The organism is Roseovarius sp. MMSF_3298 (assembly GCF_030733705.1).
GTDB lineage: Bacteria > Pseudomonadota > Alphaproteobacteria > Rhodobacterales > Rhodobacteraceae > Roseovarius > Roseovarius confluentis.
The window spans coordinates 32,606-45,504 of the sequence record NZ_JASHIN010000031.1 but is presented as its reverse complement, the minus strand read 5'-3'; the positions used below and the strand labels follow the sequence as shown (position 1 = coordinate 45,504).

Sequence of the window (12,899 nt, the reverse complement as noted above, 5' to 3'; positions counted from 1 at the left end):
CGGCGGCGCTGCTTTGCAGCGCCTTTGTTCCGCGCGATGCGTTCAGACCGTCGCCTGTTTCACCGCACCCACGACATCCTCCAGGACGGTGTCCAAAAGGGCGGGATCGACGGCCTCGCCCATGACGCGGATCAGGGGTTCGGTGCCGGACTTGCGGATCAGAAGGCGGCCGTCGCTGCCCAGCTTCTTCTCGCCGTCGGCGATGGCCTGTTGCACCGCGTCGGCCTCGAGCGGGGTCTGGCCGGACTGGTAGCGGACATTGATCAGCTTTTGCGGGATGGGGGTGAAGACACGCGCCAGTTCGCTGGCCTTCTGGCCGGTTTCCACCATCGAGGCGAGGAACTGAAGCGCGCCAATCAGCCCGTCGCCGGTGGTGGCGTAATCCGTCATGACGATATGGCCGGACTGTTCGCCGCCCAGGTTGTGGCCGCTGGCGCGCATCTCTTCGACCACGTAGCGGTCGCCGACCTTGGTGCGCTTGAGCCCGATGCCCTTGGATTCAAGGTGCCGTTCCAGCCCAAGATTGGACATGACGGTGGCGACCAGCGCATCGCCCTTCAGCCGGCCTTCGGCGGCCCAGCGGGTGGCGATGAGGGCCATGATCTGGTCCCCGTCGGCGATATGCCCGGTTTCGTCGATCAGCACGACGCGGTCGGCGTCGCCGTCGAGGCAGATGCCGAGATCGGCGCGGGTTTCCAGAACCTTGCGCGCAGCGGCTTCGGGGTGGGTGGAGCCACATTCGAAATTGATGTTGGTGCCGTCGGGCTCGACCCCGAGAGAGATCACGTCGGCGCCCAGTTCCCACAGCACGGCGGGGGCGGTCTTGTAAGCCGCGCCGTTGGCGCAATCGACCACGATCCGCAGCCCTTCGAGCCGTCCGCGATAGGGAAAGGTGGTCTTGGCATACTCGACATAGCGGCCACGGGCGTCCTCGAACCGCTTGGCGCGGCCAATGTTTTCCGGCTTGGCAAGTCGTGCGCCGTCCTGCAGCAGTTTCTCGATCCCGGCTTCGGACTCATCCGACAGTTTGAAGCCATCGGGGCCGAAAAGCTTGATCCCGTTGTCGCTGGCCGGGTTGTGGCTGGCCGAGATCATCACGCCCACGTCAGCCCGAAGCGAGTGGGTCAGGTACCCCACGGCGGGTGTCGGCACAGGGCCGAGCAAGAAGACATCCATGCCGGTCGAGGCAAATCCGGCGGTCAGGGCGTATTCGATCATGTAGCCCGACAGGCGCGTGTCCTTGCCGATCACCACACGGTGTTCCTGGTTGTCGCGGCGGAAGTGACGGCCGGCGGCCGCGCCCAGCTTCAGCGCCAGTTCGGCGGTCATGGGCCAAGTATTGGCCTCTCCGCGGACACCGTCGGTTCCGAACAGTTTGTCAGCCATGCACCCGCACCTTTAGCCCCGTGACGTTTTTATGACCATTCTCATACAAGCGCGGCTGCGCCCTGTCCAATGGTGCGCGCGGGCATGAGCCATTTGTGGCATAGAACGCATAGCGCCGCCGGCCCGTCGCAGATGCGCGTTGACGGACGGCGAACCGCGACCGCATAAGAAGGGCGGGGGCGACAGGCAGATCAGGGGCGAAACCCGATGAAGATTGCGATGATTGGAACCGGCTATGTCGGGCTTGTGTCCGGGGTGTGCTTCTCGGATTTCGGGCATGACGTCGTGTGCGTCGACAAGGACGCCGCCAAGGTCGAGAAGCTGAACCATGGCGAGGTGCCGATCTACGAGCCGGGGCTGGACGTTCTGATGCAGAAGAACGTCGAGGCCGGGCGGCTGACGTTCACGCAGGACCTGCCACAGGCGCTGGACGGTGCGGAGGCCGTATTCATCGCGGTGGGCACGCCCACGCGGCGCGGCGACGGGCATGCCGATCTGACCTACGTGATGGCCGCAGCGCAGGAAGTGGCGAAGCTGGCCAACGACTATATCGTGATCGTCACCAAGTCGACGGTGCCCGTGGGCACGAACCGGCAGGTGAAACAGGCGGTGCGCAAGGCGAATCCGGATCTGGAGTTCGACGTCGCCTCGAACCCTGAATTCCTGCGTGAGGGTGCGGCGATCGAGGATTTCATGAAGCCCGACCGCGTGGTCGTGGGCGTGCAGTCGCAGCGCGCGGCGGAGGTGATGGAGGATATTTATCGCCCGCTTTACCTGCGCGAGTTCCCGATCCTGATCACGGATCTGGAAAGCGCGGAGATGATAAAATACGCGGCGAACGCCTTTCTGGCGACCAAGATCACTTTCATCAACGAGATCGCCGCGCTGTGCGAGCGCACCGGCGCAGACGTGAAGCAGGTCAGCCGGGGCATGGGCCTGGATGGGCGGATCGGCAACAAGTTCCTGCATGCCGGGCCGGGCTATGGCGGCAGCTGCTTTCCCAAGGACACGCGGGCATTGGCCCGGACCGGGCAGGAATATGGCGTGCCGCTGCACATCACCGAGGCGGTGATTTCCGTAAACGAAGAGATGAAGCGGCGGATGATCGACAAGCTTCTGGACCTCTGCGAGGGCAGCTTCAACGGCAAGATCATCGCGGTGCTGGGGGCGACATTCAAACCCAACACGGATGACATGCGCGAGGCGCCGTCGCTGACCATCGTGCCGGCGTTGGTGGGCGGGGGGGCCAAGGTGCGCATCTGCGACCCGCAGGGCGAGCGGGAAGGGCATGAACGGCTACCGGGCGTGCAATGGTCCGAGAACCCCTACAAGGCGGTGGGCAATGCAGACCTGGTGGTGATCCTGACGGAATGGAACGAGTTCCGGGCGCTGGACCTGAAGCGGATCGCGCGGCGGATGAACGTCGCCCGGATGGCCGATCTGCGCAACATCTACTCGGTCAAGGACGCGAAACGCGCCGGGTTCATCGCCTATGACAGCGTCGGCCGCACCGCGTTCGAGCGCAGACCCGAAGCGGAAGAAGCGGCAGAGTAGGTCAGCCGGCCAGTTCGGCCCGTGCAACGGCAACCCAGAAAGCTGCGCCGTGGGCCAGCGCATCATCGTTGAAGTCATAGTCCGCCGAATGCAGGGGGCGGGCGTGCGGCCTTTCGGTGCCGTTGCCCATCAGCACGAAACATCCCGGGCGCGTGGCGGCCATTTCGGCAAAATCCTCGGAGAAGAGTTTCGGCGGGCAGGCCGCATCCATCGGTGCGCCGATGGCCTGCGCGGCGGCGGTGGCCGTGGTGACGGGTTCGGGCGCGTTGATCGTGGGGCGGAAGATCGTGTCGTAGGTCACATGGCCGGTGACGTCATGGGCAGTGCAGATGCCGGCCACGATTCGGCGCATGGCGGCCTCGATTTGGGCGTTGACCTCGGGCGTGAGCGCCCGGGCGTCGCCGGTGAGGGTGGCGCGTCCGGGCAGGACGTTCCGCTTGCCGTCGGTTTCGAAGCCGGTGACCGATACGACACCGTTCTGTGCTGGGTCGAGCTTGCGCGAGACGATGGTTTGCAGCGCGCCGACGAGCTCGGCACCGATGGTGATGGCATCGGCGCCCATGTGGGGCAGGGCAGCGTGGCCGCCGCGCGCCTCGATGATGATCTCGAAAAGCGCTTCGCTGGCGGTGATCGGGCCCGTGCGGGTGGCGAACTGGCCCACGGGCATGCCAGGGATGTTGTGCATGCCGTAGACGGCCTCGACGTCAAAGCGGTCGAAAACACCTTCGGCGATCATGGCAGCGGCACCTTGACCGTGTTCTTCGTTCGGCTGGAAGAGGAAGACGATGCGCCCCGAGAGGTCGTCGGCTTCGGCCAGCGCCTTTGCCGCGCCAAGGGCCATTGTGGTGTGGCCGTCATGGCCGCAGGCGTGCATCTGGCCGGGAACCTCGGAACGGTAAGCGACGTCGGTCTGCTCGGTGATCGGCAGCGCGTCCATGTCGGCGCGGATGGCGATGGTGCGGGTGCCGTTGCCTTTCTGAAGGATGCCGACGACGCCGGACTGGCCGATGCCGGAGTGAACCTCCAGCCCGAAGCCGCGCAGCAGGTCGGCGACGCGGGCACTGGTGCGGGGCAGGTCGAAGCCCAGTTCCGGCATCCGGTGAAAGGCATGGCGCCATTCGGTCATTTGCGCCGAGAGGTCGGGCGGCAGCGTCATGGTTTTGGCATGACGAGAATCGCGCGGAAGTCGTTGACGTTGGTGAGCGTGGGGCCGGTCACGACCTGGTCGCCGATGCGCCCGAAGAAGCCGTGCGCGTCGTTGATGGCGAGCGCGTCGGCGGCGTCGGGGGCCTTGGAGAGTGTGTCGGGTGAGACGACCGCACCGGCGACCTCTGCCGCGCCGTCGACGCCGTCGGTGTCGCAGGCCAGCGCGTGGATGCCGGGGGCGCCATCGAGGGCGACGGCGAGAGCGAGACAATATTCCGCGTTAGGCCCGCCGATGCCGTTGCCGCGTCGGGTGACGGTAAGTTCGCCGCCCGAGAGCAGGAGGACAGGTTTGTCGCCCTGTGCCTTACGCGCGAGGTCGGCATGTTCGGCGGCGACGTCGCGGGCCTCGCCTTCGATTGCGTCGCCGAGGATTTGCACCTCGATCCCTTCCGCTTCCGCCATCTCGGCGGCGGCGGCGAGCGATTGCGAGGGCGCGGCGTAAATCACGTTTTCCACGGTCGACAGGCGCGGATCGTCGGGGGGCAGGGGATTTCCGCCCGCGCTCAGGTAGTCGGTGATGGAAGGCGACGGCGTGACGTTCCAGCGGTCCAAGGCCTCCAAGGCGCGAGCCGGGGTGCCGGTGTCGCCGACGGTTGGGCCGCTGGCGATGTCGCTCGGGTTGTCGCCGGGCACGTCGGAGATCAGAAGCGCGACCATTTTGGCGGGGTGGGCGGCGGCGGCGAGCTTGCCGCCCTTGACCGCCGAGATCTGCTTGCGGATGCCGTTGATGGCGCCGATGGGCGCGCCGGAGGCCAGCAGCGCGTCGGTCAGCGCCTGTTTTTCGTTGAGCGTGATCCCCTCGGCGGGCGCACAGAGGAGCGCGGAGCCGCCGCCGGAGATAAGCGCCAGAACGGTGTCTCCTTCGCCGCAGGTGTCCAGCAGGGCCAGCATCCGACGGGTGGCGTCGACCCCGGCCTGATCCGGGACGGGATGCGCGGCCTCGACAATCTCGATGCCTTCGCAGGGACGGGCATAGCCGTAGCGGGTGATCACCAGCCCCTCGCAGGGACCATAGGCGGCCTCGACCGCCTCGGCCATGCGGGCGCTGGCCTTGCCGGCGCCGATCACCACGAGGCGCCCCTCGGGGCGGGGTGGAAGGTGCGCGGCGAGGCTTTGCATCGGGTCGGCCACTTCCACGGCACGGTCGAACAGGCGGCGCAGGAAGCTGTCGGGGTCTTGCATCGGGGGCTCCGGGTCTTTGGTTGACGCAGCGTAGCGTTGTTCACGGCGCATGCAAGCCAAGCCTGCCCAGCTTGACAAAACCGGGGGCAGAGGCGACAGACGCGGCCATGTGGATGACCTTTCTTCAGGTGGGCCTTGGCGGCGCCATGGGCTCGATGCTGCGCTTCGGTGTGGGGCAGGCGGTGGCGCGTCACGTCGCTGGCGGGTTCCCGTTGGGCGTGCTGCCGGTAAACGTCTTGGGGTCGTTCCTGATGGGGATGGTGGTGGTCTACACGTTCCACAAGGACATCACGCATTTGAACCCGTTCCTGATGGCGGGCGTGCTGGGCGGGTTCACGACCTTCTCGGCCTTTTCGCTGGAGGCGTTCACACTTTACGAGCGCGGCGCGGTGGGGACGGCGGCACTTTACGTGATCCTGTCGGTGGCGCTGTCGATCCTCGGACTGGCACTGGGCGTCTGGCTGGCGCGGGGGATCTGGGCATGAGCGGTGTGCAGACATTGACGGTGGAGGCCGGCGAGGGCGACCAGCGGCTGGATCGTTGGCTGCGGCGGCGATTTCCGCATGTGGCGCAAGGCCGGATCGAGAAGATGTGCCGCAAGGGCGAGCTGCGCGTCGATGGCGGGCGGGTGAAGGCAAACACGCGTCTGAAAGAGGGCCAGCAGGTGCGCGTGCCGCCCCTGCCGGAGCCGGGCGAGGTGGAAAGCGTGCCGGTGGAGAAACAGAAGTCCAAGGTTTCGGACGCCGACGCGAAAATGATGCGGGACGCGGTGATCTATCGCGACGATCATATCATCGCGCTGAACAAGCCGCCGGGCCTGCCGGTGCAGGGGGGCAGCAAGCTGACCCGGCACGTGGACGGGCTGGCCGATGCGCTGCGGTTCGGAATGGATGAAGCGCCGCGGCTGGTGCACCGGCTGGACAAGGATACATCCGGTGTCCTGATCCTGGCGCGCACGCGGGCGATGGCAGCGGCGATGACCCAGGCGATCCGGCACCGCGAGACGCGCAAGATCTACTGGGCCGTGGTGGCCGGTGTGCCGACGCCGTATTTGGGCGAGGTCAAATACGGGCTGGTCAAGGCCGGGGGGCATGGATCGCGCGGCGAGGGCGAGAAGATGGTCTGCATCCATCCCGGCGAGGTGGACCACACCAAGGGCGCCAAGCGGGCGATCACGCAATACGCGACGCTCTACCGGGTGGCCAGCCGGGCCGCGTGGGTGGCGATGGAGCCCATCACAGGGCGCACGCATCAGTTGCGGGCGCATATGGCCGAGATCGGCCACCCCATCGTGGGCGATGGCAAATATGGCGGCTCGAGCCAGGAGAACCTTGGCGACGGCTGGGGGGCAAAGCTGGGCGGGATCATTTCGAACAAGCTGCACCTGCATGCGCGGACCATGGCGTTCGAGCATCCGGTGACGAAAAAGCCGGTGGTAATCGACGCGGAGCTGCCAGAGCACATGGCAAATACGTTCGAGACGCTGGGCTGGACGCCGGACCTGGCCGCCGAGGACCCGTTCGAGGCGCTGCGATGAGCGCGCTGCGGCTGGTGATCTTCGACGTGGACGGCACGCTGGTCGACAGCCAGGCGGATATCGTCGCGGCGATGAGCCATGCCTTTGCGAGGGCCGAGCGAGAGGCACCGACGCGCGAGGCGATCCTGTCGATTGTCGGGCTGTCGCTGGACCGGGCCATCGCGTTGCTGGCGCCGGACCTGGAGGCCGGGATGCAGGATCGCATGGTGGAATGGTACAAGGACGCTTATGTTGCCTTGCGGGCCGAGATCGGTGCAGCGCAATCCTCGCCGCTTTATCCCGGGGCGCGGGAGGTGCTGGAGGCGCTTAACGCGCAACCCGAGACGCTGCTGGGCGTGGCGACGGGCAAGTCGCGCCGGGGGTTGGACAAGTTGCTGGAAGGGCATGGGCTCGAGCGGATGTTCATCACCCAGCAGGTCAGCGACCACCACCCGTCAAAACCGCATCCGTCGATGATTCGCGCGGCCCTGTCCGAGACCGGGCTGGAGCCGCACCAGGCGGTTATGATCGGCGACACCAGTTTCGACATGGAGATGGCCGCGGCGGCGGGCGTCGCGGGCATTGGCGTCGGCTGGGGCTATCACCCGCGCGAGTCGCTGGGCGCGGCGCGGCACGTGATCGAACGTTTCGAGGACCTGCCGCCCCTGTTGCAGCAAATATGGGAGGCCGCAGCATGAGCGAGTGGAAGGCCAAGCGGTTCTGGAAAGAGGCTACCGTCGTGGAGGAAGCGGGCGGGTTCGGCATCCGGCTGGATGGCCGGGCGGTCAAGACGCCGGCCAAGGCGGCGATGATCGTGCCGACGCGCCCACTGGCCGAGGCGATCGCGGTGGAGTGGAACGCGCAGGAGGACCTGATCCAACCGGGCACGATGCCGGTGACACGGTCGGCCAATGCGGCCATCGACAAGGTGCGGCACCAGCATGCCGAAGTGGCGGAGATGCTGGCCGGTTACGGCGATACGGACCTTCTGTGCTATCGCGCCGACAGCCCCGACAGCCTTGTGCGGCGCCAGGCCGAGGTGTGGGACCCGCTGCTGGACTGGGCGGAAACGCGGTACGGGGCGCGGCTGGTGCCGGTGGCGGGCGTGATGCACCGTCCGCAGGATGCCCGGTCACTGGCGCTTTTTTCAGCAGAAGTGGACGCGATGGACAATTTTGCCCTCACTGCCTTTCACGATCTCGTGGGCTTGTCGGGCTCTCTGGTGATCGGGCTTGCCGCGCTGCAGGACGCCCGACCGGTAGAGGACCTGTGGGAGATTTCGCGCCTCGACGAGCGCTGGCAGGAAGAACAATGGGGCATTGACGAGGAAGCCCGCGCGGTCGAGGCCGTCAAACGCGCCGAATTCCTGCATGCCAAGCGCTTCCACGATCTGGCGCAACGCGGCTAGACCGGGTCTTGGACGATGGTTTCCCAAACGGAAACATCGGCCTGATACGATCGTTTTTCGTGACACGGGTCTTGACGTTCAGGAATGAATCCACTCACACTTATGCACACTGACGTGGGGGGACCCCCTTTCACAGTATCGCTCCGGTCCTGTTGGACCGACCAAACCGCCCTAGATCGGGCGGATACATCAGGAAGAGGTAAACATGAAAAAATCCGTATTTCTAGGCGCGCTGACAGTGGCCGGCCTTACGGCTGGCGCAGCTGCAGCCGCGACGCTTGACGACGTCAAGGCGCGCGGCACGCTGAACTGTGGCGTGACCACCGGGCTGGTCGGCTTTGCCGCCCCGGATTCCAACGGGAACTGGGATGGCTTTGACGTCGGCGTTTGCCGTGCTGTCGCCGCCGCCGTGCTGGGTGATCCGCAAGCCGTCGAATTCGTGCCCACCACCGGCAAGACGCGTTTCACCGCGCTGGCCTCGGGCGAAATCGACATGCTGGCACGGAACACCACCTGGACCTTTTCGCGCGATGTCGACCTGAAGTTCGAATTTGTCGGCGTCAACTATTACGACGGTCAGGGCTTCATGGTTCCCAAGGAATTGGGCGTTTCGTCGGCCAAGGATCTGGACGGCGCGACCGTCTGCATCCAGACCGGCACCACGACCGAGCTGAACCTGGCGGATTATTTCCGCAAGAACAGCATGAACTACGAGCCGGTTCCGATCGAAACCAACGCCGAAGCGCAGCAGCAGTATCTGGCTGGCGCATGTGACGTCTACACCACCGACGCCTCGGGCCTGGCCGCAACGCGCGCCGCATTCGAAGATCCGTCGGCGCACGTCCTGCTGCCCGAGATCGTCTCGAAAGAACCGCTGGGCCCGCTGGTCCGTCACGGTGACAACGAGTGGGGTGACGTGGTTCGCTGGACCCTCAACGCGCTGATCGCAGCCGAAGAGCTGGGTGTCACGAGCGCCAATATCGCCGACATGGCCTCGGCCGCCGGTGACAGCCCGGAGATCAACCGCCTGCTCGGCACCGAGGGCAACCTTGGCGAGATGCTGGGCCTCGAGGCCGACTGGGCCGTGAAGGCCATCTCGGCTGGCGGCAACTACGGTGAGCTCTTTGAGAAGAACATCGGTGAGACCACGCCGATCGGTCTGGCGCGCGGCCTGAACGCGCAGTGGACCGATGGTGGCCTGCTCTACTCGCCGCCGTTCCGCTAAGAGACAAAGTCGAAGGGCGCGGATCACTCCGCGCCCTTCGCGCATCTAAACCAAGGACAGGCCCACCCGCGCACAAGCGCACACAATAATCCGGGCCGCCAACGGGGACACTCCAGATGACAACATTGACCGACCCTCCACAGGAGTCGTTTCGACCGTCTATGCTGTTGAACGATACGCGCTATCGTTCCTACACATTCCAGTTCATCGCCCTGATCGTGCTGATCTCGATCATCGCCTACCTGGGCTATAACCTTGTGCTCAACCTGCGCGCCGCGGGTCTGAACATTTCCTACGAATTCCTGGGCGAGCCGGCGGGCTATGACATCAACCAGACGCTGGTGGAGTACACCAGCCGAAGCTCGCACCTGACCGCCGCCATCGTGGGCATCTTGAACACGCTTCTGGTGGCGTTCCTGGCCTGTGCCACGGCGACTATTTTCGGCGTGATCGCTGGCGTGCTGCGCCTGTCGAACAACTGGCTGGTGCGCAAGCTGATGGCCGGCTACGTCGAGGCGTTCCGCAACGTGCCGGTGCTGATCTGGATCATCATCATCTTCACGATCATGACGGCCGTCTTGCCAGCGCCACGGGCCTTCCGGGGCGAGGATGCGGATGCGTCGATGATCCTGGGGTCGATCGCCTTTACCAACCGGGGCGTATACGTGCCGATGCCGATCTGGGGGCCGGGGTCGATGGTGGTCGTGGTGACGTTCATCCTGTCGATTGTCGGGGTGTTCGCCTATCGCGCCTATGCCAAGAAATTGTTGTTCGATACCGGTAAGCTGTTGCCGATGGGGTGGCCGTCGCTGGCGATCCTGTTCGTGCCGTCGATCCTGACGTTCTTCATCATGGGCCAGCCCATTTCGCTCGACTTCCCTGAGCTGGGTGGCTTCAACTTTCGCGGAGGGCTGCAGATCGGCGCACCGCTGATCGCGCTGTGGTTCGCGCTGTCGATCTATACCGGCGCCTTCATCGCCGAGAACGTCCGCGCCGGCATCCTGGCCGTCAGCAAGGGCCAGACCGAGGCGGCGGCAAGCCTGGGCTTGCGTCCGCGCCGGATCATGAACCTCGTGATCCTGCCGCAGGCGTTGCGGGTGATCATCCCGCCGCTGATCTCGCAGTACCTGAACATCACCAAGAACTCTTCGCTGGCGATTGCCGTGGGCTATGCCGACATCACCGCCACGCTGGGGGGCATCACGCTGAACCAGACGGGCCGCGCAATCGAATGCGTGTTGCTCTTGATGCTGTTCTACCTGCTGATCTCGCTCGGGATCTCGGCGGTGATGAACGTCTACAACAACGCCGTGCGGCTGAAGGAGCGCTGAGATGTCTGACACACATGCAGAATCCGTCGCTTATGTCCGCGACACCATGCTACCGGAAACTCCACCTCCGGCGGCGGAAACCGGCGTCACCAAGTGGATGAAGCAGAACCTGTTCGCGACGATCCCCAACTCGGTTCTGACCGTGGCGGCAATCGTGGTGATCTACTTCCTGCTGGCCGCAACGCTGCCCTGGATCCTGAACGGGATCTGGAATGCAACGTCGATCCGGGAATGCCGCGAGATCCTGGAAGGTGCGACCGGGGGCTGTTTCGCGGTGCTGAGTGACCGGTGGAACCAGCTTTTGTTCGGGTTCAAGTATCCCAGCACGGAATACTGGCGCCCGGCGCTGGCCTTCCTGCTGCTGTTCGTGGCGGCGGCACCGGTGATGTTCTTCAAGTACCTGCCACGGCAGTTGCTGCTGTTCACCGGCGTTTATCCGTTCCTGGCATTCTGGCTGATCTGGGGCGGGTCCATTGTACCGCCGCTGTTGCTGCTGCTTGGGTTCGTCGCGGCCTATGTTGCGTTCAAGGCGCTGGAAAAGAGGGGCTTTGGCGTCGCGGTGCTGGGTGGCCTCGGGGTGCTTATCGTTGCGATCATCCTGGCCGGCAGCATCGGCAAGATCGAGGTGCTGCGGTTGGAGCAGGTACAATCGCGCGACATGGGGGGCTTCATGCTCAACATGATCCTCGGCACGGTCTGCGTTTCGCTGTCGATCCCGATCGGCATCGCGCTGGCGCTGGGGCGGCAATCAGACATGCCGATCATCAAGTGGATCTGCGTGGTCTTCATCGAGTTCATCCGGGGCGTGCCGCTGATCACGCTGTTGTTCGTGGCGAACGTGGTGCTGGCCTATTTCCTGCCGCCGGGCACGACATTCGACCTGATCATCCGGGTGATCATCATGATCACGGCCTTCGCCTCGGCCTATATCGCCGAGGTGATCCGGGGCGGCCTCGCCGCCCTGCCGCGCGGGCAGTACGAGGCGGGCGACAGCCTTGGGCTGGACTATGCCCAGGCGATGCGGCTGATCATCCTGCCGCAGGCGCTGAAGATCTCGATCCCGGGCATCGTGAACGTGGCGGTGGGTCTGTTCAAGGACACCACGCTGGTCTCGGTCATCTCGATGTTCGATCTTGTCGGCATGATCCGGGGTCCGATCCTGGCCTCGACCGACTGGAACGGGGTCTACTGGGAGCTGTTCGGGTTTGCCGCGCTTCTGTTCTTCGTCGTCTGTTATGGCGTGTCTCAATATTCGCAGTGGCTTGAGCGCGAGCTCAACACTGATCACAGGTAAGGGGAGGGTTATCCATGGCGGAAACCGCTCAAATGCAGGTCTCGGACGAAATCGCGATCCGGATCGAGAACATGAACAAATGGTACGGCACGTTTCACGTGCTGCGTGACATCGACCTGTCGGTCCACCGGGGCGAGCGCATCGTCATCGCGGGCCCGTCCGGGTCGGGCAAGTCGACGCTGATCCGGTGCATCAACGCGCTGGAAGAGCACCAGAAGGGCCGGATCGAGGTGGACGGGACGGTGCTGTCCTCGGACATCAAGAACATCGACAAGATCCGGTCCGAGGTCGGGATGGTGTTCCAGCACTTCAACCTGTTCCCGCACCTGACGATCCTGGAAAATTGCACGCTGGCGCCGATCTGGGTGCGTAAGATCCCCAAGCGGCAGGCCGAGGAAACGGCGATGCATTTCCTTGAGAAGGTGAAGATCCCCGAACAGGCCGACAAGTATCCCGGGCAACTGTCGGGCGGTCAGCAGCAGCGGGTGGCCATCGCGCGGTCGCTGTGCATGAAGCCGCGGATCATGCTTTTTGACGAGCCCACGTCGGCGCTGGACCCCGAGATGATCAAGGAAGTTCTGGACACGATGGTCAGCCTTGCCGAGGAAGGCATGACGATGCTGTGCGTGACTCACGAGATGGGCTTTGCCCGGCAGGTGGCGAACCGGGTGATTTTCATGGACCAGGGCCAGATCGTGGAACAGAACGAACCCGAGGAGTTCTTCAACAACCCGAAAAGCGACCGGACGAAGCTGTTCCTCAGCCAGATCCTCGGGCACTGATCGGGGGCCTTCGGG

At 64.8% G+C, this 12,899-nt stretch carries 12 protein-coding genes; 9 read left to right on the top strand and 3 right to left on the bottom strand.

From position 1 onward, the window contains the following. Positions 1–42: 42 nt before the first annotated feature. Positions 43–1,386, bottom strand: coding sequence for a phosphoglucosamine mutase (gene glmM / locus RBB18_RS20125; RefSeq protein ID WP_103763511.1), 1,344 nt, complete (start codon positions 1,384–1,386; stop codon positions 43–45). 207 nt (positions 1,387–1,593) lie between these two features. Here glmM and RBB18_RS20120 point away from each other — a divergent pair, with 207 nt between their 5' ends. Beyond that, complete coding sequence (locus tag RBB18_RS20120) at positions 1,594–2,940, top strand: UDP-glucose/GDP-mannose dehydrogenase family protein (RefSeq protein ID WP_103763510.1); 1,347 nt, start codon at positions 1,594–1,596, stop codon at positions 2,938–2,940. Between the two features lies 1 nt (position 2,941). Here RBB18_RS20120 and RBB18_RS20115 read toward each other — a convergent pair whose 3' ends face one another. Beyond that, positions 2,942–4,096, bottom strand: a complete 1,155-nt coding sequence (locus RBB18_RS20115) for an amidohydrolase (protein WP_306111682.1) — start codon at positions 4,094–4,096, stop codon at positions 2,942–2,944. Next, complete coding sequence (locus RBB18_RS20110) at positions 4,093–5,328, bottom strand: glycerate kinase (RefSeq protein WP_103763681.1); 1,236 nt, start codon at positions 5,326–5,328, stop codon at positions 4,093–4,095. The genes RBB18_RS20115 and RBB18_RS20110 overlap by 4 nt, the downstream gene beginning before the upstream one ends. A 107-nt stretch (positions 5,329–5,435) precedes the next feature. On the opposite strand from RBB18_RS20110, the gene crcB reads away from it, so the two are divergent. The 8 genes from crcB to RBB18_RS20070 all read left to right on the top strand — a co-directional run bounded on the left by crcB (position 5,436) and on the right by RBB18_RS20070 (position 12,884). Next, a complete protein-coding gene (gene crcB, locus RBB18_RS20105; protein ID WP_103763508.1) occupies positions 5,436–5,813 on the top strand; it encodes a fluoride efflux transporter CrcB in 378 nt (125 codons plus the stop codon). Next, positions 5,810–6,865, top strand: a complete 1,056-nt coding sequence (locus RBB18_RS20100; protein ID WP_103763507.1) for an RluA family pseudouridine synthase — start codon at positions 5,810–5,812, stop codon at positions 6,863–6,865. Before crcB ends, RBB18_RS20100 begins: the two co-directional genes overlap by 4 nt. Then, a complete protein-coding gene (locus tag RBB18_RS20095) occupies positions 6,862–7,542 on the top strand; it encodes an HAD-IA family hydrolase (protein WP_103763506.1) in 681 nt (226 codons plus the stop codon). The genes RBB18_RS20100 and RBB18_RS20095 overlap by 4 nt, the downstream gene beginning before the upstream one ends. Continuing rightward, positions 7,539–8,252 (top strand): ATP12 family chaperone protein, encoded by a 714-nt coding sequence (locus RBB18_RS20090; protein WP_306111681.1) that lies wholly within the window; start codon positions 7,539–7,541, stop codon positions 8,250–8,252. Before RBB18_RS20095 ends, RBB18_RS20090 begins: the two co-directional genes overlap by 4 nt. A gap of 205 nt (positions 8,253–8,457) precedes the next feature. Continuing rightward, entirely contained in the window at positions 8,458–9,477 is a 1,020-nt protein-coding gene (locus RBB18_RS20085; RefSeq protein WP_103763504.1) for an amino acid ABC transporter substrate-binding protein, read from the top strand. A gap of 116 nt (positions 9,478–9,593) precedes the next feature. Next, entirely contained in the window at positions 9,594–10,808 is a 1,215-nt protein-coding gene (locus tag RBB18_RS20080; RefSeq protein WP_306111680.1) for an amino acid ABC transporter permease, read from the top strand. A 1-nt stretch (position 10,809) separates the two neighbouring features. Next, a complete protein-coding gene (locus RBB18_RS20075; RefSeq protein ID WP_306111679.1) occupies positions 10,810–12,102 on the top strand; it encodes an amino acid ABC transporter permease in 1,293 nt (430 codons plus the stop codon). 14 nt (positions 12,103–12,116) lie between these two features. Then, positions 12,117–12,884, top strand: a complete 768-nt coding sequence (locus RBB18_RS20070; RefSeq protein WP_103763501.1) for an amino acid ABC transporter ATP-binding protein — start codon at positions 12,117–12,119, stop codon at positions 12,882–12,884. Positions 12,885–12,899: the final 15 nt, after the last annotated feature.